The organism is Labilibaculum sp. DW002, assembly GCF_029029525.1.
Taxonomy (GTDB): Bacteria; Bacteroidota; Bacteroidia; order Bacteroidales; family Marinifilaceae; genus Paralabilibaculum; species Paralabilibaculum antarcticum.
In genome coordinates, this window is sequence record NZ_JAKJSC010000008.1 from 38,495 (window position 1) to 58,685 (window position 20,191).

General features: G+C 35.7%; 19 protein-coding genes. 3 read left to right on the top strand and 16 right to left on the bottom strand.

Annotated features, from left to right (window positions below; translation table 11 throughout):
* From L3049_RS19160 to L3049_RS19220, 13 genes are all read right to left on the bottom strand, one after another.
* Positions 1 to 729: a cell division protein FtsQ/DivIB gene (locus L3049_RS19160; protein WP_275111443.1), complete on the bottom strand. Its 729-nt coding sequence runs from the start codon at positions 727 to 729 to the stop codon at positions 1 to 3.
* On the bottom strand, positions 729 to 2,096 hold the full coding sequence (gene murC, locus L3049_RS19165; protein WP_275111444.1) for a UDP-N-acetylmuramate--L-alanine ligase: 1,368 nt from the start codon (positions 2,094 to 2,096) through the stop codon (positions 729 to 731). Before murC ends, L3049_RS19160 begins: the two co-directional genes overlap by 1 nt.
* Before the next feature lie 3 nt (positions 2,097 to 2,099).
* Positions 2,100 to 3,197, bottom strand: coding sequence for an undecaprenyldiphospho-muramoylpentapeptide beta-N-acetylglucosaminyltransferase (gene murG, locus L3049_RS19170; RefSeq protein WP_275111445.1), 1,098 nt, complete (start codon positions 3,195 to 3,197; stop codon positions 2,100 to 2,102).
* Positions 3,184 to 4,353 carry an FtsW/RodA/SpoVE family cell cycle protein gene (locus tag L3049_RS19175; RefSeq protein ID WP_275111446.1) on the bottom strand — a complete coding sequence of 390 codons (1,170 nt, stop codon included), beginning with the start codon at positions 4,351 to 4,353 and terminating at the stop codon, positions 3,184 to 3,186. Before L3049_RS19175 ends, murG begins: the two co-directional genes overlap by 14 nt.
* Positions 4,354 to 4,362: 9 nt before the next feature.
* On the bottom strand, positions 4,363 to 5,700 hold the full coding sequence (murD, locus tag L3049_RS19180; RefSeq protein WP_275111447.1) for a UDP-N-acetylmuramoyl-L-alanine--D-glutamate ligase: 1,338 nt from the start codon (positions 5,698 to 5,700) through the stop codon (positions 4,363 to 4,365).
* A 10-nt stretch (positions 5,701 to 5,710) separates the two neighbouring features.
* Positions 5,711 to 6,061: a four helix bundle protein gene (locus L3049_RS19185; protein WP_275111547.1), complete on the bottom strand. Its 351-nt coding sequence runs from the start codon at positions 6,059 to 6,061 to the stop codon at positions 5,711 to 5,713.
* Positions 6,062 to 6,115: 54 nt separating this feature from the next.
* Positions 6,116 to 6,802, bottom strand: coding sequence for a phospho-N-acetylmuramoyl-pentapeptide-transferase (gene mraY / locus L3049_RS19190; protein ID WP_275111448.1), 687 nt, complete (start codon positions 6,800 to 6,802; stop codon positions 6,116 to 6,118).
* Complete coding sequence (locus L3049_RS19195) at positions 6,786 to 7,370, bottom strand: MraY family glycosyltransferase (protein WP_275111449.1); 585 nt, start codon at positions 7,368 to 7,370, stop codon at positions 6,786 to 6,788. The genes mraY and L3049_RS19195 overlap by 17 nt, the downstream gene beginning before the upstream one ends.
* 2 nt (positions 7,371 to 7,372) lie before the next feature.
* Positions 7,373 to 8,830: a UDP-N-acetylmuramoyl-L-alanyl-D-glutamate--2,6-diaminopimelate ligase gene (locus L3049_RS19200; protein ID WP_275111450.1), complete on the bottom strand. Its 1,458-nt coding sequence runs from the start codon at positions 8,828 to 8,830 to the stop codon at positions 7,373 to 7,375.
* Positions 8,831 to 8,842: 12 nt separating this feature from the next.
* Positions 8,843 to 10,939 (bottom strand): penicillin-binding protein, encoded by a 2,097-nt coding sequence (locus tag L3049_RS19205; protein ID WP_275111451.1) that lies wholly within the window; start codon positions 10,937 to 10,939, stop codon positions 8,843 to 8,845.
* A 68-nt stretch (positions 10,940 to 11,007) separates the two neighbouring features.
* Positions 11,008 to 11,343, bottom strand: coding sequence for an FtsL-like putative cell division protein (locus tag L3049_RS19210; RefSeq protein WP_275111452.1), 336 nt, complete (start codon positions 11,341 to 11,343; stop codon positions 11,008 to 11,010).
* Between the two features lie 9 nt (positions 11,344 to 11,352).
* Positions 11,353 to 12,252, bottom strand: coding sequence for a 16S rRNA (cytosine(1402)-N(4))-methyltransferase RsmH (gene rsmH / locus L3049_RS19215; RefSeq protein ID WP_275111453.1), 900 nt, complete (start codon positions 12,250 to 12,252; stop codon positions 11,353 to 11,355).
* A 57-nt stretch (positions 12,253 to 12,309) separates the two neighbouring features.
* Positions 12,310 to 12,771: a division/cell wall cluster transcriptional repressor MraZ gene (locus L3049_RS19220; RefSeq protein WP_275111454.1), complete on the bottom strand. Its 462-nt coding sequence runs from the start codon at positions 12,769 to 12,771 to the stop codon at positions 12,310 to 12,312.
* A 207-nt stretch (positions 12,772 to 12,978) separates the two neighbouring features.
* Between L3049_RS19220 and glsA the strand changes: the two genes are divergently transcribed.
* Both glsA and glsB read left to right on the top strand, forming a co-directional pair.
* Positions 12,979 to 13,815, top strand: a complete 837-nt coding sequence (gene glsA, locus L3049_RS19225; RefSeq protein ID WP_275111455.1) for a lyso-glycine lipid O-acyltransferase GlsA — start codon at positions 12,979 to 12,981, stop codon at positions 13,813 to 13,815.
* A 152-nt stretch (positions 13,816 to 13,967) separates the two neighbouring features.
* Positions 13,968 to 14,948 carry a glycine N(alpha)-acyltransferase GlsB gene (gene glsB / locus L3049_RS19230; protein ID WP_275111456.1) on the top strand — a complete coding sequence of 327 codons (981 nt, stop codon included), beginning with the start codon at positions 13,968 to 13,970 and terminating at the stop codon, positions 14,946 to 14,948.
* Positions 14,949 to 15,046: 98 nt separating this feature from the next.
* Here the strand turns inward: glsB and L3049_RS19235 are convergent, their stop codons facing one another.
* The 3 genes from L3049_RS19235 to L3049_RS19245 all read right to left on the bottom strand — a co-directional run bounded on the left by L3049_RS19235 (position 15,047) and on the right by L3049_RS19245 (position 18,398).
* A complete protein-coding gene (locus tag L3049_RS19235) occupies positions 15,047 to 16,948 on the bottom strand; it encodes an amidophosphoribosyltransferase (RefSeq protein ID WP_275111457.1) in 1,902 nt (633 codons plus the stop codon).
* Positions 16,949 to 16,984: 36 nt separating this feature from the next.
* Positions 16,985 to 17,479, bottom strand: a complete 495-nt coding sequence (locus L3049_RS19240; protein ID WP_275111458.1) for a hypothetical protein — start codon at positions 17,477 to 17,479, stop codon at positions 16,985 to 16,987.
* 85 nt (positions 17,480 to 17,564) lie between these two features.
* Positions 17,565 to 18,398: a universal stress protein gene (locus tag L3049_RS19245; protein WP_275111459.1), complete on the bottom strand. Its 834-nt coding sequence runs from the start codon at positions 18,396 to 18,398 to the stop codon at positions 17,565 to 17,567.
* 404 nt (positions 18,399 to 18,802) lie between these two features.
* Here L3049_RS19245 and miaB point away from each other — a divergent pair, with 404 nt between their 5' ends.
* Positions 18,803 to 20,134: a tRNA (N6-isopentenyl adenosine(37)-C2)-methylthiotransferase MiaB gene (miaB, locus tag L3049_RS19250; protein ID WP_275111460.1), complete on the top strand. Its 1,332-nt coding sequence runs from the start codon at positions 18,803 to 18,805 to the stop codon at positions 20,132 to 20,134.
* Positions 20,135 to 20,191 lie beyond the last annotated feature (57 nt).

The window sequence follows — 20,191 nt, forward strand, 5'->3', positions numbered from 1 at the left end:
TTACTTTTTTGTGCAAACTACCTGATCCTTATACTTCAAGTTGATCGTTTTGTATGCATTCCAGCCTTTTTTTGAAAAACCTTCAGAATACAAAGCACCCAACTTTTGAAATTTCCGATGATAATTTTCTATACTCCCTAATTCAATTTTATGTGCACCAACGCGTGGAATCAATATATACTCTTTATTCCTACTAACATGTATCTGCGTTATTTGCGACTTCCAAAATTCATCATTTGTAATAAATTTCACCAAGTCGAACAGCTCTTCTTTTATCAACTTATCATTTACTGCCCCTGAAACAACTAAAACCCTTGATGTATAGTTCCTCGACAAAGGCATTTTCTCTCCTTCTTCGTCAATATAATACCCATTACCTTGAAGTATCCTAACAATTGGATTGCGTTGCTTAATTTCAACAATCAATTTTCCCGAAAGAGAATTGTAGACCTCCGATTTTTTCACGTAGGGAATTTGATCAATCAGCTCTTCCAATACCTCCTTGTTAATATCGGCAATTGGCAATCCTTCTAAAGAGGGATATTCCTTTTTTATAATTCTTTCAACATCAGAATTATTCACAAACCCCCTTGTTATGCTATCTACAACGTTAACTGTAGTGCCCGCAAAACTAAGCTTCTCATTTTTGCTGTTCGCAAAAGAAAAAACCACAATTAAATATCCAAAAAAGAATACCCAAACCAATATGTTCGCTACTTTCTTCAGCATTATATTCTTTGATTCAATACCTTTTCTATAGGTTCTACCAATTTATCAATATCACCTGCTCCCAAAGTTAATAATACTTCAAGTTCTATTTCCTTAAGTACTTCTATCAATTCCTCTTTCTTGCACAATTTAGAAGGCACTTTCAAATTTTTAAAAATAATCTCAGAAGTAACGCCTTCGATAGGCAATTCCCTAGCCGGATAAATATCCAACAAAATCACCTCATCCAGAAGATTTAAACTTTCGGCAAACCCATCAGCAAAATCCCGAGTTCTCGTGTATAGATGAGGTTGAAAAATACCCGTGATTTTTTTATCTGGATAAATGGCTTTAACCGATGAAATGCTTTCCCATAATTCTTTTGGGTGATGTGCATAATCATCAATAAATACTAAATTTTCATTTTTGATGCGATAATCAAACCTTCTGCGAACACCTTCAAAAGAAGCCAGCGCTATTCGAATTTCTTCTTCTTTCACTCCGCAAAGTAGAGCCACACTTGTTGCCGCTACTGCATTTTCTACATTTATCTTACCTGGATAAGAAAACTTTAAATTTTGAAGAACCCCACTTGGATGAATTAAATCAAATTGATAAAACCCTTCAACCAACTTCATGTTTTTCACATAAAAATCAGCCTCCTCTTTTAAAGAATAAGAGTAAGTTGATATGTCATTCGTTTTAAGAATCAAGCCCTTTTTATGAACTAAACTTCCTCCTTTTTTGATTTGAGAAACAAACTCCTGAAAACTTTTTTCCAACTCATTTTTATCGCCATAAATATCCAAATGATCCGCGTCCATCGAAGTTATTACCGCAATTTGTGGATGCAATTGTAAAAATGAACGATCGAATTCATCAGCCTCTAAAATAACCCAAGGGCTATTTTTTGAAAGCAACAAATTAGATTGATAATTACGCGAAATACCACCTAAAAAAGCATTACAGCCAAGAGATGATGTTTTAAAAATATGTGATGTAATAGTGGAAACCGTAGTTTTTCCATGCGTTCCTGCTATTCCTATTCCATTTAAATGATCGGAAAGCAAGCCTAAAACTTCAGAACGTTTTTTAATCACAAAATCATTTGCTTGAAAAAATTTCAATTGCGCATGACTAGAAGGTATAGCAGGAGTATAAACGACTAGCGTTTTTTCATTTGCTTTGTATGGCTCAGGAATTTGATTAAGCTCTTCGTCGAACGTAATTCCAATTCCTTCTTTTATTAATTCTGCGGTGAGTTGAGTCGGTGTTCGATCGTAACCAAACACATTCTTGCCAATGGAATGAAAATATCGAGCAATAGCACTCATTCCGATTCCACCGATGCCTATAAAATAAATATTTTTAAAATCCTCAATCCGCATAATCTATATTAATGCAATTATTTGTTCTGCAATTTCATCTGCTGCGTTTGGCTTAGCTAAAGCCTTGCAGTTTTCTGACAAAAGAGCTAATTTTTCTTCATCCTTAATCAATTCCAAAGCTGTACCTATCAACTTGTCCTCTGCTTCAATATCCTTAACCATTACAGCGGCATTTTTATTTACCAATGCCATTGCATTTTTGGTTTGATGATCTTCAGAAACATTAGGAGAAGGTACTAAAATACATGCTTTCTCGACCAGGCAAAGTTCAGAAATTGTACCTGCACCCGCTCTTGATATAACCATATCCGCGGCAGCATAAGCCAAATCCATACGACTTAAAAAATCGGATACTTTCAAGCATGGAATATCCCAATTGCTTAATTCTTCTCGAACTTTTTCAATGTAAAATTTTCCTGTTTGCCAGATTACCTGAACATCCGAATCTGACAGAGCTTTAAGTGACTTAAGAACACTGTTGTTAATTGTTCTTGCACCCAAACTTCCTCCCACAATTAGAATTGTTTTCTTTGCTGGATCTAAGTCGAAATACGCTACCGCTTCTTGTTTTTTAGAAGAGATATCAAGTAAATCTTTTCTAACCGGATTTCCCGTCATTAGAATTTTATCAGATGGAAAAAAACGTTCCATACCTTGGTAAGCCACACATATTTTATTGGCTTTTTTTGCCAGTAGTTTATTGGTAATTCCAGCGTATGAATTCTGCTCTTGAATCAACGAAGGAATTCCCATTTTATTTGCAGTGTGCAAAAGAGGACCACTTGCGTAGCCACCAACACCAATCACGACATCTGGTTTAAATTCTTTTATTATTTGCTTGGCCTTTCTTAGACTTTTGAATAATCTGGAAAAAAACTTTAAGTTCTCTTTGCTAAAATTTCGTTGTAAGCCTCTGATAGGTAAACCTATTATTTTGTAACCAGCCGATGGTACTTTCTCCATCTCCATTTTGCCTTCTGCACCAACGAATAGTATTTCAATATTGTCTTGTTTTGCCTTTAGAGCATTGGCAATAGAAATGGCCGGATAGATATGTCCTCCGGTTCCTCCTCCGCTAACTATTATTTTAATTTTCTGCATGCTTTAATTCTTCTTGTTCTTTTACTGAACGACTTACGCTTAAAATCATTCCCAAGGCTGCACTGGTAAATATTAACGATGTACCTCCCATGCTGACGAGTGGTAAGGGTTGCCCCGTAACGGGAATTAAATTTACCGAAACAGCCATATTAGTTAAGGCTTGTGCCACAATGCTTAAGCTGAGACCTATGACGAGAAATGCGGGAAATGTCCGATCACATTTCCTGACAATTGATCCTGCTCTGTAGATTAGAAAAAGATAAAGTGCCAAAATTCCAAAACCTCCTGTCCAGCCTAATTCTTCGAGAATAATGGCGTAAATAAAATCAGAGTAGGGATGAGGTAAGAAATTTCGCTGATCACTATTACCAGGACCTTTCCCTAGAATTCCTCCCGAGGCAACTGCTATTTTAGCTTGATCTACTTGATAGTTCTGACTATTATTTACATTGGTTTCATCTTTATCGAAAAAGTTAACAATTCGACTTCTTACGGTCTGCACACGACCAATACTTGGCAATAGTGGCGCCATAACAATTAGCATAATTACCAATCCCAATACAACTCCTACCGATCCAAGCAAATACTTTTTAGCTACTCTACCAATAAACATTAGCAAATAACAAACTCCTCCAAGCAGTACCGAAGTTGAAAAGTCATCTAAAAAAATTAGAAAACAGACAATTCCTACGGGTATAATTATATGCAGAAAAGCTTCTTTTTTACAGGAATCTTCGGATTGAAATCGCGATAAAGTCCTGGAAACATGAAGTATTAAGGCCAATTTTGCGAGTTCCGAAGGCTGAAAATTAAAGCCAATCCCAGGAATGGTAATCCATCTGGATGCATCGTTCAAATTCGTCCCTACAAATTTGGCCAGTATGAGCAAACCAATGGAGACGATCAACACCAAGTTTGCCGAACTCGAGTAAACCTTAAAATGTATTCGGTGAACCACATACATGATCATGTAACAACCACCTAATAATATCAATTGCTTGATAAAAAAGTAAGAGGTATTACCACCTTTTACCTTATAGGCAAGCGTTCCGGTCGAGCTATACACAACCAGCAAAGAAATCATCGATAAAAAGAAGATGATGACCCAAATCACCTTATCTCCCCTTAAGCTTAAATTCTTTAACAACTTCCCCATCTCAAGTATTTATAAATTTCGTACTTCTTCTTTGAACTGATTTCCGCGATCTTCATAATTCTTGAACAAATCGAAACTTGCACAAGCTGGAGATAACAAAACGATTTCTTCTTTTTTTGCTATTTGATAAGCCTGACTTACCGCCTCTTTCATCGAACTAGCATCTACGATTGTATTGACCTTTCCATCAAAAGCGGCATGTATTTTAGAGTTATCAACTCCCAAACACACAATACCACTCACTTTTTCACAAACCAAATCAGCCAATATAGCGTAATCATTTCCTTTGTCTACACCACCAACAATCCAAACAATTGGCTCTTCCATACTCTCCAACGCATACCAAGTTGCGTTAATGTTTGTCGCCTTTGAATCATTAATAAATTGAATTCCCCTAACACGCACAACCTTTTCTAGACGATGATCGACACCTTGAAAATCACTTAAACTTTCGCGAATAACTTCTTTTCTGATCTGTAGAACGTTGCCTGCAATTCCAGAAGCTAGTGAGTTATAAACATTATGAATTCCGTGTAAAGACAAATCTTTTTTATCCATTGAAAATAAATTTTCGTTGTATTGAATTTTTAAAAGTTCGTTCTCAATCCATCCACACATTTCCTTTTCTTCCTGAACAGAAAATGGTAATAATTGAGCGAGAGTATCACAATTCAACAATTCAGTTCTAATGATTTCGTCATCAGTGCAAAAAACAAATGAATCCTCGGATTTCATATTTTGCAAAATTCTAAATTTTGAATTGATATAGTTTTCCATTTTATAATCGTACCGATCTAAATGATCTGGCGTAATATTTAATAAAATGGCAATATTGGCTCTAAAATCATACATCCCATCTAGCTGAAAACTGCTCAATTCAATCACATAATGGGTGTAATTTTGTTCTGCCACTTGCCAGGCTAAACTTTCTCCTACATTTCCTGCTAAACCAACATTTAAACCTGCTTTTTTTAGCATGTGATGCAGCAACATAGTTGTAGTTGTTTTGCCATTGCTTCCTGTAATACAAATCATTTTCGCATCGGAATACCTTCCTGCGAATTCAATTTCCGAAATCACAGCTATTTTTTTCTCTTTCAACTTTAAAATTATTGGAGCTGTATCAGGAATCCCTGGACTTTTAACAACTTCATCAGCTGATAAAATCAATTCCTCGGTATGCTTCTTTTCCTCAAACTTTAGTTGATATCGATTAAGCGCTTCTTTGTACTTAGGACTTATTTCTCCTAAGTCTGAAACAAACACATCAAAGCCTTTTGACTTAGCCAATACAGCTGCGCCAACCCCACTTTCTCCTGCTCCTAATATGACGATTCTATTTTTCAATGATTAATGTTTAATTGTTATTGCTTAATGATGCCTTTGCTGACTTAATAATACTCGTTATTAATTTTATGACCTCAATGGCATCCTTATTTATATCTTCAAATTGTTTCGAATTTAAAAAGCCAGTTTCACTCAACAGTTCAATCCAATAAATTGCTTCATTAATCTCCTTTTGAGCTATTGCCATTTTATGAATAAAATCTTTTTTACTCTCAGCAAATTCAGCCTCTCGGATCATTGCACCAACACTTGTTCCACTTCGTAAAAGCTGCTTAGAAAGTGTAAATTCTTTTTTATCCTCAGACAAAAATTTATGCAGCCTCACAATCCGAATTGCAAATACAAAACTCTTATCCCTTATTACATTTTTCCTTCATCAATTGATTGGTGATAATTAATCCTTAAACATTAATAACTACCTAATTTTAAGGGTCACGATAGTGATTACTGCCAAGAAAATACCAATAATCCAGAATCGTGTAACGATTTTAGCTTCAGGGTATCCCTTTAATTGATAATGATGGTGAAGAGGTGCCATTCTAAATATTCGACGACCTTCACCGTATTTTTTTCGTGTGTATTTAAACCATGAAACTTGCATCATTACAGAAACATTCTCAACCAAGAAAATTCCGCATAATACAGGTATTAAAAGCTCTTTATGGATGATAATTGCAAGAACAGCAATAATTCCTCCCAACGAAAGACTTCCTGTATCGCCCATAAATACTTGTGCAGGGTATGAATTGTACCAAAGGAAACCAATAGTTGATCCAATAAATGCGGCGATGTAAACAACAAGTTCACCCGAGTGAGGAATGTACATGATGTCGAGGTAACTTGCATAAACCAAGTGACCTGATAGGTAAGCTAAAATACCAAGTGTTGCTCCAATTATGGCAGAAGTTCCGGTAGCCAGACCATCTAGACCGTCGGTCATATTTGCACCATTTGAAACTGCTGTAACAATAAATATCGTAACGATAATAAAAAGAATCCACGCAAGAATCCCTGAATATTCACCACCAAAACGAACTAAATCTTCATAATCGAATTCATTATTTTTAAAGAAAGGAATCGTTGTTTTAGTTGACTTTAACATCTTTCGTTAAACGAGTTACTCCTGGATCTTCTGCGGTAAAACCTGTATCAACCAATTCTGTTTGAACGCCTAACTCATCTATGGATACCTTTTCTCTAACAACTACATCATCATTCATGTATAAGGTTAGACCAACAATTAATCCTAAACCAACTTGCCCAGCAATTTTAAATCGACCTTTTAAACCTTCTTTATCTTTTTTGAAAACTTTGATATAGTCATCTATAAATCCAATTAACCCTAACCATACAGTGGTTATAATCATTAGAATGATATAAATATTGTCGAGCTTGGCAAATAAAAGAACAGGTACTAAAATGGAAATTAGAATAATGATTCCCCCCATAGTTGGTGTTCCTTTTTTCTCAATTTGACCAGCAAGTCCCAAGTCTCTTACGATTTCGCCAATTTGTTGTTTTTGTAGATAATAAATTATCTTTTTACCAAAAACAGTAGCTATAAACAGTGATGTCATGATGCTTAATGCAGCACGAAACGAAATATAATCAAACATTCCAGCTCCTGGAAAATCTAACTCATGTAGGTATTTAAAAAGGTAGTATAACATGCTTATTGATTAAATATTTCGTTAATAATTTCTTTGTCATCGAAGTGATGCTTCACACCGTTTATTTCCTGGTAATCTTCGTGTCCTTTTCCAGCTACCAGGATAATATCATCTTTTTGGGCCAGCATAATTGCTGTACGAATAGCCTCTTTACGGTCGGTAATGGCCAAAACCTTACGAAGGTTGTGCGCATCAACACCCACTTTCATCTCCTGAATGATCTGATCTGGATTTTCAGAACGAGGGTTATCAGATGTTAGAATAACCTTATCACTATATTCTGCACTAACTTGCCCCATTAACGGACGTTTGGTCTTGTCTCTGTCACCACCGGCGCCTACAACTGTAATTACAGTTTCGTTATGAGTTCGAAGCTGGTCAATTGTTACAAGTACATTTTTTAATGCATCAGGCGTATGGGCATAGTCCACAATGGCCATTACACCGTTTGGAGAAATAAGACTTTCAAATCGGCCTGCAACAGAAGTTAGTTCACTCATCTTCATTAGAACTTCATCTTTCGGTTGATCAAGAAGTCGAGCAGCACTATAAACAGCAAGCAAATTATGAGCATTGAAATCACCGATGAAATTTGACCATAATTCAAGACCATCCATTTCCAACATCATACCATTGAAATGTTTTTCCAGAATTTGTGCTCTAAAGTCGGCAAAGGCACGGGTAGAATAAGTGAACTTATGAGCTTTTGTATTCTGAAGCATTATTTTACCATTCTTATCATCTGCATTGGTAATAGCAAAGGATGTTTTACCCAGTTGATCGAAAAAACCTTTTTTGGCTCTTAAATAAGCATCAAAAGTTTTGTGATAATCAAGATGGTCATGAGTAAGGTTTGTGAAAATACCTCCTTTAAAATTTAAAGCACTTGTTCTATGTTGATCAATTGCGTGAGAACTAACTTCCATAAAACAGTAGTCGCATCCTTCCTCAATCATCTCATTTAAAAGTTTCGAGATTTGAATGGCATCAGGAGTCGTATGGGTTGCTTTTACTTCTTTAGTGTCGATATAATTGGTTACCGTTGAGAGTAAACCAACTTTATAACCTAATTTTCGAAACAGCTCGTAAAGTAAACTTGCAATTGTTGTTTTTCCATTTGTTCCTGTAACGCCTACTAATTGAATATTTTCTGTAGGTTTATTGTAAAAGTTATGAGCAATGTGCGACAATGCTTCCGAAGCATCTTCAACCAACACAAAACTTGTTTCAGAAGAGCTAGATTTTGGCAACTCCTCACAAACAACAACTTTCGCACCTTGTTCTACTGCTTTTTCAATAAAATCATGTCCGTCGGAGACAGTACCTCTGCAGGCAACAAACAAATCTCCTTCTTTTACTTTTCGCGAATCGAAGTGCACCTCGTTCACCTCAACATCTCTGCTCCCCTTTACACTCTGTATGTTAACCGAAGCAAAAAGCTCGTTAATATTTACACTCATTTTGTTCCTTTTTTACGATAAACTAATCGAAATTCGATCTCCCTTTTTAAAATAAGAACCAGGTCGAAGAGATTGTTTTGCAACCGATCCCATTCCTTTTACCTGCACTCGTAATCCGGCATTTTCGAGAATGTACAAGGCATCTTGCACGCCCATTCCTTTTACATTAGGAACTACAAACTTCTTAACCGTTCTATATTTGTATTCAATAATTGAATCTTTTCGAGATGTCATTACCCAATCAGAATTAATATCCTCATTGGCGATCTCGATATCCAATTCACCAAAAACATTATCTAAATCGGCTTTAAATCCATTCAATGACACAGGTACAAGCGGCTCTATGCTTTCCTCGTCCACTTTAATAGGGTGCATTGAATAACTCATTGCATAAACCTTATCAGCAATGGTTTTAAAAACGGGTCCAGCTACCTGATTCCCATAAAATCCTTTGGTCTTGTTTGGTCGATTAACAACCACAATACAAGAATACATCGGATCATCTGCAGGAAAATAACCAACAAAGGAAGCTTGATAAACCTTGACTTTATATCCTTTGTTTTTATCAGCAATTTGAGCAGTTCCTGTCTTTCCGGCAATCGAATAATTGGCATTTCGTAAATTTCTAGAAGTCCCTCTTAAAACAACACCTTCCAACATATTCTGAACATATTCTAAAGTTTGATTAGAACAAATTTTCGATTTCAAAACCTCATCATCGAACTCACGAATCACCTCACCATGGTAACGAAGCTCTTTTACAAAACGTGGCTTCATCATTTTACCATCGTTGGCAATTGCATTGTAAAAGGTCAGCGTTTGTAGCGGCGTTTGCTCAACAGCATAACCAATTGACATCCATGGCAAGGATACTCCTGACCAAGTTGGATCATCAGGATATTTTATACTTGGAATGCCCTCTCCTTTTATATCTAAACCTAAAGGTTCGTTTAATCTGAATTCGTATAACCGATTGATAAATGATCTTGGCTTATTTTTATAATGCTCGTTCACCAATTTTGAAATTCCAACATTTGATGATTTTTCAAAAGCTTCTTGCACAGTTATCTTCCCATACCCCCCATAATGAGAATCACGCATTTTTTCTTTGTAGAAACTATAAACGCCATTTCCTGTATCAACAGAATCCATTGGACCAACATAGCCATCCTCCAACAATGCCATTACCGATGCTAACTTAAATGTAGAACCTGGTTCGGTTGCTTCTCCAATTGCATAATTGTAATTTTCCTTATAAGATTGACTTTTTTCGTCGAAACCTAAATTGGCAATTGCCTTGATAGCTCCAGTTTTCACTTCCATTAAAACTACCGAACCATGACGAGCGTTGTATTTAATTAGCTGTTGCTCCAATGCCGATTGCGCAACATCCTGATAATTCACATCGATAGTCGTAATTAGATCGTTACCATCTTTTGGTTCTACCATATTAACAGGCAACCATCTGCCAGACAGTTTTTGAATGATGCTAATTCCATCAACACCCTTTAATTCACTCTCAAAAGCTCCCTCAATACCAACTTTACCAATTTTTTGCTTTTGTTCTCCCTCTAACAAATAACCTATTGTTCTGTTTGCCAGATTTAGATGCGGTTGAATTCTTCGATTCTCTTGCTCACAAATTAAGCCACCCTTATTTTTCCCTAATCTAAAAAGGGGAAAGTTTTTGATTTTCTTTAATCCGTTGTAATTGATTTTTCTTCTATTAATTAAGAAATAGCGATTTTTCTTGGTGCGATATTTCGCCTTCCAAAGCATATTTCTATAATCTCTGGCTGATTTATCATTGAAGAATCGAGACAAACATAAAGCTAAAGAATCAACATCAGCACGAAAAACTGAATCTGTTAATCCGTGGGCTCTAAAATCCATACGGATCTGATAATAAGGCAATGAACTTGCCAGAAGGCGGCCATCTGCAGCGCAAATATCACCACGATTGGCATGTACGATCACATCTCGTTGCGAAAGAGTCTGAGCTTTACTTCTCCACTTATCTCCTTCGAACAATTGCAAGGCTACAACTCTACCTACAATAAGTATTGCAAAAATCAACACCAAAGTATAGATAGCCCCAACTCGCCACATGATGTCGTTTTTTATTTGCACAGTTTACTCTTCTAAATAGATTTTTACCGGAGGTTCAGTTGATTCGATTAAATCAAGCCCTCTCTTTTTACTCTTTTTACAACTTCTGATTGTTTGCTCATATACATCAAATCTGATGCAGTTGTTATTGATTCAAAACGAAGCTCTTTTAATTCTTTTTCCAGACTAATCATTTCTCGATAAACGCGCTCTGAGTGATATCGATTACTGATATAAAAAATACCTAAAGCCACTAAAAAAAGGATAAAAGGCAATTGCTGTACAACTGCCGTTTTCGATAAAATACTTCCATCAATAAAATCCTTGATCGAACCTGAAGGTGTCTCTTTCAGTTCCTCGCTAGGCTTGATAAAATCATTGTATTTTTTACGAAATTTAAACATCCTACATTTCTATTTAGGTTGAGCAATTCTCATTTTTGCACTACGTGCTCTACCGTTTAATTCAATTTCCTTTTCGCTCGGAAGAATTACTTTTCTGTTTACCGCCATCAATGGCGTTTGTACATTTCCGAAGAAATCCTTCTCTGCAGAACCATCAAACTTCCCATCTCGTATAAAATTCTTAACCAATCGATCTTCCAAAGAATGATAGGTTATTACAACAAGACGGCCTTCAGGCTTTAACATATCAGCACACTGCATTAACATCTCTTTCAACACATCCATTTCTTGATTAACCTCAATACGAATGGCCTGAAAAACTTGAGCTAAATATTTATGCTCCTTAAATTTTGGCGTGCAAGGTGCAATTACCTCTTTAAAATCTTGAATTGTTGTAAAAGGTGTTTCTTTTCTTCGATTATCAATCAATCGAACCAACTTACCAGGATTTTTCACTTCCCCATAGTATTTAAAAATTCGAAACAGATCTTCAACACTGTAATCATTTAACAAATCAGCCGCAGTAAAATCTGAGGTTTGATTCATTCTCATATCCAAGTCACCATCAAATCGGAATGAAAACCCACGTTCTGCAACATCAAATTCGTGAGATGACACACCAAGGTCGGCAAGAATACCATCCACTTTTTCGTAGCCAATATATTTTAGAAAATTTTTGAAATATCTAAAATTGTGACGAATAAAAATAAAACGTTCATCATCAATTATATTTCTCTCTGCATCCACATCTTGGTCGAAACCAATAAGTTTGCCTGTTGTAAGATGTTTAATAATTTCTCTTGAATGACCACCGCCACCAAAAGTTAAATCGACATATATCCCATCTGGTTTGATGTCTAAAGCTTCAATGCTCTCTCCTAGTAAAACTGGTATGTGATATTCACTCATTTTTTTGTCTTTTAATTGAAGCACAAAGAAACAACTCTAAATGCTCATTTTCAACGATTACTCATCATTTGCATCACCACCCAGAATCTCATCAGCTAAATCGCTAAACCCATCCTGTCCTAATGCTGATTGTTCGTAAGTTTCTGTATCCCATATTTCAATTTTACCATCTTGCCCAGCTAATGTGACCTCTTTGGTAAAACCTGCAAACTCAAAAAACTTCTTAGGTATTAAAATTCGCCCATTGGCATCAATTGGAACTTCGGCGGTGCCACGAAAAAACTCACGTAAAAAGCCCGCATGTTTTTTATTAAATGGATTCACCTTAGCTCTTACCAACTCTGTTTGCTTCTCCCATTCTGTAATCGAATACAAGTCCAAACATTTTTCATAGAGATTTTTTCGCAAGACACAACGACTCTCAGAATCTCCATTTAAGAGTTTCCGAAAAGGCGAAGGCAATAAAACACGGCCTTTAGCATCTAATCGACAAGGATAATCACCTATAAATGTTACCATTGGGAAAATTAATTTACAATTGTAAAATTAGAGAAAAATTTACCCACTTTCAACCACATCGCCCCACTTTTATTGTTTTGTTAATAACTTTTATATCACTCCTCAAGTAATTATCCCTCAATTAATTTGATATTGCTTTAGAAATAGAAAAAACAATGACATAAAATTGCGATATTTGCCATCTGAATAAACGACTTCTTTATATTTATGGAAAAAGAAAACACAAGCGAAAGCTATCCAAAAATCGATATCGAAAAAGTTATTGCAAGTAAAAGTGAAAAACTAGCCAAAGTATTACCAGGTTTTATTGTTCGCTATTTAAAAAAGATCCTTCATCAAGATGAGCTAAATGATTTCCTATCAAGAAATCACCAAAAGCAAGGCATTGATTTTGCTGATAGTGTTCTCGAAGAACTTGACATTACCTTTGAAGTAAAAGGATTTGAGAACATTAAAACTGATGGTAGATATATTTTTGCCTGTAATCATCCACTGGGTGGACCAGATGGTCTTATCCTTATTAGTCTTTTTGGCAAACACTTTAAAACCATCCGCTTTTTGGTTAATGATATTCTTATGAATATTAAAAATATGGGCAAGGTCTTTGTTCCTATCAACAAACATGGTGGTCAGGCCAAAGAAGCAGCAAAAATTATTGAAGCAGCATACAGTTCTGATTCTACAATTCTGACTTTCCCTGCCGGACTTGTTTCCAGAAAACAACAAGGTGTAATCAAAGATCTTGAATGGAAAAAGAGCTTTATTGTAAAAGCTAAGAAACACGAGCGTGATATTGTGCCTCTTCATATTGACGGAAGAAATTCTAACTTTTTTTACAGACTAGCTAATCTTCGGAAATTTCTAGGCTTAAAATCTAATTTGGAAATGTTATATTTGCCAAACGAACTTTTTAAGCAAAGAGGAAAGAAGTTTACTGTTCGAATTGGCAAACCGATTTCTTACCAAACCTTTGACAGCAGTTTATCGTATGATAAGTGGGCTGAAAAAATGAAAAGAGCAACCTACAATTTAGCGGACCAATAATTTCAATTAAATAAGATTAAAACTATTTAATCAAATAATGTTACTATACATTTCATTATTGACCATAAAGTAGGTATTTTCGAAATCCATTTTAATTAAAGAGAAAACCAAGTAATAATATTCCTTAATTTAAGGAAACAATACACCACGTGATGAAAGAAATTATTCCCCCTGTAGCGCGAGAGGAACTTGAAAAGGAGTTGACTGAAGAAAGATTTGTACGCAAGACCAACAAGGGCTCGAATGAAATCTATAGTTTCACACATCACGACTCTCCAAACTTGATGAGAGAAGTTGGTCGTTTACGCGAAATTACTTTCCGTAAAGCTGGTGGTGGAACTGGAAAAGACATAGATATTGATCATTATGATTTAGATGAGAAGCCATATCATCAGCTTATTGTTTGGGATCCAAGTGCAAAAGAAATTTTAGGTGGTTATCGCTATATTATCTGCAAAGATGCTCCCATTGATGAAAATGGGAAAACTTACCTAGCAACTTCCAGGTTGTTTAATTTTTCTGACGAATTCAAGAAGGATTACATGCCTCACACCATTGAATTAGGAAGATCTTTTGTTCAGCCGGAATATCAATCAATTTTAAAAGGACGAAAGAGTCTTTATGCATTAGACAATTTATGGGATGGGCTTGGTGCTCTAATTGTGGAGTATCCTGAGGTCAAATATTTCTTTGGGAAAGTGACCATGTATCCTCATTTTAACACCGAGGCTAGAAATCATATTTTGTATTTCATGAATCGCATGTTCAACGATCCTGATAAACTGGCTACGCCAACAACGCCTCTTGTAACTAACATGGATACTGAGACGCTAGCAAAAGATTTTTGTTACGATACATTTGAAGAGAACTATAAAGTTTTATCGCAAAATGTTCGCAAAAATGGAGCTAATATCCCACCATTAATCAATGCTTACATGGGCTTATCTCCAACGATGAGAAGCTTTGGAACAGCTGTAAATTCGCATTTTGGTGATGTTGAAGAAACAGGTATCATGATTACTATTGAGGATGTTTACGATCAGAAAATTGACAGACACACCTCTTCTTATCTTTCATTCTTAAAGATCAAATTTCCAAAGGCTCCTAAATTAAATATTTTCAAAAAGAAATAATAGCAAAAAGCATTCCTAACAGAATGCTTTTTTATTCCCTATCCAATAAAAAACCCCGCTTTGAAAAAGCGGGGTTTTATTTTTATAGCAAACTATAACTAGTAAGCTCTTTTTGTATTTCCTTCAACATAGTTGATAAATGATGTATTTACAACCTTGTTTCCTCCCGGAGTTGGGTAGTCACCTGTGAAATACCAGTCACCATTATTTTCAGGACAAGCAGCGTGTAAGTTTTCTATTGATTGGAAAACAATCTTCACTTCTGCATTCATGTTTTCCGGAGTTAACTGTTCAGAAATTTTATCCGATATTTCTTCCGGAGTAAATGGCTTATAGATTTCAGTTACATAATTCATAACTTCTTCTTTAGGCAAGTTTTCCTGAGCTTTACATTTCTGGTAAACATCATCAATTACGTTCTCCATATTTCTTTCCTTAAGCAAAGCAATTGCTGCATTAAAGGCACAGAAATCGCCCATTCTTGTCATATCAATACCATAACAGTCTGGGTAACGAATTTGAGGTGCCGATGAAACAACAACAATCTTCTTTGGATGAAGTCTATCGAGAATTCTTAGGATACTTTTCTTAAGCGTTGTTCCCCGAACGATTGAATCGTCAATAATCACTAGATTATCAACATCGTTACGAACAATACCATAAGTTACATCATAAACGTGACCAACTAAATCGTCACGACCTTCGTCTCCAGAAATAAATGTTCTTAGCTTAACATCTTTAACAGCTATTTTCTCAACACGAGGTTCTACCGAAATAATCTCCTGTAATTTTTCTTCAGTCCATTCGCCGTTTAGATCATGAATCTTACGTTTCTTGTCCTCTTGCAAGTGATTTCGAACACCTTCCATCATTCCGTAAAAAGCAGTCTCGGCTGTGTTAGGAATGAATGAAAAAACAGAGTTCGCAATATCATTATCGATACTATCAAGAATGGCAGGTGTTAAAAGCTCACCCAATTTCTTTCTTTCAAGATAGATATCCTTATCAGATCCACGAGAGAAATAAATACGCTCAAATGAACAAGATCTGCGTTTTTGTGGCACACGTACAGGTACTTCAGCAACATCACCATTCTTTCTAATGATTACGCCATTTCCTGGCTCAATTTCTTTAATCGTATCAGCTTTTACATTCAAGGCTGTTTGAATAACCGGACGCTCTGAAGCAACCACGACAATCTCATCATCCTGATAATAATAGGCTGGACGTATACCCCATGGGTCACGCATTACAAAAGAATCACCATGCCCAAACATACCAGCAATAGCATAACCACCATCCCAATCACGAGAAGCGCTTGCCAATACTTTCTGAACGTCAAGATTATTCTCAATTAATGGAGAAATTTCCTGAGAAGTAAAACCTTCATTTTTATATTGTCTGAATTTAAGTTGATTCTCCTCATCAAGATAATGACCAACCTTTTCAAGAATAGTTACTGTATCAGTATAATCTGTTGGACTCTGACCTAAGGAAACCAATAGATCAAATAATTCATCAACATTGGTTAGGTTAAAGTTACCTGCCAATACCAAGTTACGAGAACGCCAGTTGTTTTCACGCTTAACAGGGTGAACAAAATCGATACTGTTACGACCAAATGTTCCGTATCTTAAATGCCCCAAATACAATTCCCCCGCGAATGGCAAATTAGCTTTCGCCCAAGCCGGATCATTAAACTTATCTGGATCACTAGCTTCAGCTGCTGCAAGATCTTTATAAACTCCATCGAAAACATCCTTTATTGGCTGATTCCCATTAGAACGATGACGATGAATATACTTTGTTCCTGGTTGCTGATCGATTTTTATACTAGCGGCTCCTGCTCCTTCTTGTCCTCTGTTGTGTTGCTTCTCCATCAAAAGACAAAGCTTCTGAATTCCATATTGCCAAGTCCCATACTTTTCCTGATAATACTCAAGAGGTTTACGCAAACGGACTAAAGCTATTCCGCACTCGTGTTTAAGTTGATCACTCATTTCGATTTATTATAATGGTTATTTAGATTGTATTTGTTATTCTGTCACTTCTTCCAAAATCACTTCTTCCACTTCCTGTTGTATAGGAATTAGATCAGTAAACAATATTCTTGTTTTTACTGGATAGCAATTTGGAAAATATTCTAAGCAAGCTTTATACAGCTCGATTGATTCAATTTTACTTCTAAAATTACCAACACGCACTCGAAAATCTGGAGCTTTGTAAACTACATACGCTCTTTCCTCAGGAAACAATTCATTAAATTCGTGTTTCACCTTAAAAGCACGTTCTCTATCGGTACTTCTTCCAGAAAAAATTTGCACACGATACCCTGTAAAACCAGGATTTTTAGCACTAATCATTTGATCTGTTTCCAACAGTTGATCCACCCTTGCGTCCTGAATAATATTTACTATCCCTAAGGTATCTGCACTTGCCATTTCAGTTTCCTGAACCGCACCATATTGAGCTCTTGCGGAAAAGCCCAAAACAATTAAAAAAGAAAGAAATATAATTTTCTTGTACTGCATTTTACTCTTTTTATCAAAATCTAATAAAAAAGATTACCAGCCGAACAACGGCTAAATAATCTAAGTCTAATCTAAAAACCGAATTTTAATCGTTAGGAACAGATAAAATTGGAATTTCCGATCGATTCACCATTTGTTGAGCATAGGATCCAAAGAACATATTAAACGAGCTTTCTGCTTGCTCTGTCATTATTGTTATTAGGTCAGCCTCCACTTCACGAGCATAATCAAGAGAGGAGAATGTATTATTATCTCCCTGACGAAGGCTCGACACAAATTCGACATTCGCCTCTTTAAAATAACCTTCGGCTTGTCTCATGTAATGCTCAATTTTCCCAACAATTTGCGAGTTTGTTGTTTCATGAACCCCTAAAATATGAACTTTTGCATTGCAACTAGAAGCTATATCAGTAACAAAAGGGATCTTCTTTCTTGTTTCAGTACTCGCATCGATAGGCATAACAATTGTTTTCAACTGCCCTTTTGTAAATTCATTTTGAACCGTTATAACTGGACAATCAGCATTTCGAACAACCTTAAAAGCGTTACTTCCAATAAAAAACTCTTCAAAACCAGAAGCTCCATATGCTCCCATTAGAATCATATAGGCATCTCCGTATTTAGCCTGATTTACGATTTCTCGATAAACACTTCCGGTTCTTATCTTAAAATCAAAAACTCCATTCTTGACACAATAGCCAGCAGAATGAAGTTCTATCAATTTTTCTAAATATTCTTGCACCGTATGAATGATCTCATTTTTCATTTCTTCAAAATGAAATGGAATTTCAAACTTTTCGGATTTTTGCACATGAATTATCCTAAGATGGCAATCCAATTTATTCGCCAAATAAATGGCAAACCTCAAAGCTTTGAGTGAATCTCCTGAAAAATCGATTGGAACTAAAATACGCTTCATGATGTCTACTTTTACATTTACACTACTTATCGTAACACAAGAACTATTCCTTTTTTTTCATTTTCTAAAACAAAAAAAGGTTTCAAAACAGATACGAAATCTTCAAACCCACTCTAAATCAAGCCCTTCTCAGACCTCTAATTTGCGAGGTAAAAATACACAAAAATATTTAGCAACAAACACTATTTCCAAGCCAATATCAACTAAATATTTTAGGATAAAAAAAACAGTTCACTTAATTCTAAAAGTACGAATTAATCCACTATTTATAATCATAAACATGGAAAGCAAAATTTATTTTTAAGGATCTTTTTTTAAACTTTTCTAAATGATTCTCTTAGGCCTTGTCAATCAATTGAGATAATATAACTTTGCACGGAAATTTTAACTGGTGAAATACAACGATGGAGCAAGACAAGAAAAAACTATTCATGGAAACCTATGGGTGTCAAATGAATGTTGCCGATAGTGAAGTCGTAGCTGCCATTATGGAGCACGACGGTTTTGAGAGAACTAAGGAAAGAGCTGCGGCTGATGTGATTTTGGTTAACACCTGCTCTGTGCGTGAGAATGCAGAACAAAGGGTTCGTGGTAGAGTTCAGGGATTTAGCGAGTTAAAAAAGAAGAATCCAAAACTCTTGGTTGGTGTTATTGGCTGTATGGCTGAGCGACTGGGGGAGAAACTTTTTGAGCAAGAGAAAAACGTAAATATTGTCGTTGGGCCAGATGCTTATATGGATCTGCCATTGCTTGTTAAACAAGCAGAGAAAGGGGAAAAGGCCATCAATATTGACTTGTCGTTGACTGAAACTTATAAGGATATTTGCCCTTCTCGTATTGATGAAACTGCTATCTCGGGTTTTGTTTCTATTATGCGGGGTTGTAATAACTTTTGTACTTACTGTATTGTTCCTTACACAAGAGGTAGAGAACGTAGCCGTAACTTTGAGAGTATTCTTAAAGAAGTTAAGGATTTGGCGTCAAAAGGTTATAAAGAAGTAACTCTACTAGGACAGAATGTTAATTCATATCATTTTAAGAATTCTGTTTCTGAAATTACATTCCCGGAATTATTAGAGATGGTAGCTCAGGCTGAGCCTAATATGCGTATTCGTTTTGCCACTTCGCATCCTAAGGATATGAGTGACGATACTTTGCATGTAATTGCGAAATATTCTAACATTTGCAATTTCATTCACTTACCAGTGCAATCGGGAAGTGACTCTGTATTGAAAGACATGCGTAGAAAATATACGCAAGAATGGTACAAAGATCGCATTACTGCAATTCGAAAAATCATCCCTGGATGTGGCATTTCTTCGGACATTTTTGTCGGATTTCATAACGAAACAGAAGAGGAATTTCAAGAAACTTTAGATTTGATGAAGTGGGCAGGTTATGATTATTCTTATATGTTTAAATATTCTGAGCGTCCGGGAACTTTTGCTTATAAAAATTTAAAGGATAATATTCCTGAAGATGTAAAATCGAAACGTTTGGATGAAATGATTGCTCTTCAAAGACAATTATCTCTTGAAAACAATCAAAATGATATCGGAGAAGTTTTTGAGGTCTTAATTGAAGGAATATCGAAAAGATCAGAACAAGATGTTTACGGAAGAACGTCACAAAATAAAGTAATTGTATTTCCTAAAGGGAGCTTTGAGGTCGGCGATTTTGCTAATGTAATAGTTAATTCTTGCACCAAGGCGACGCTCGTAGGAGTATCTGTTTAGTTACGATACAACAACATATAAATCCAACTAATCATCGTATTAGTTGGATTTTCTGTA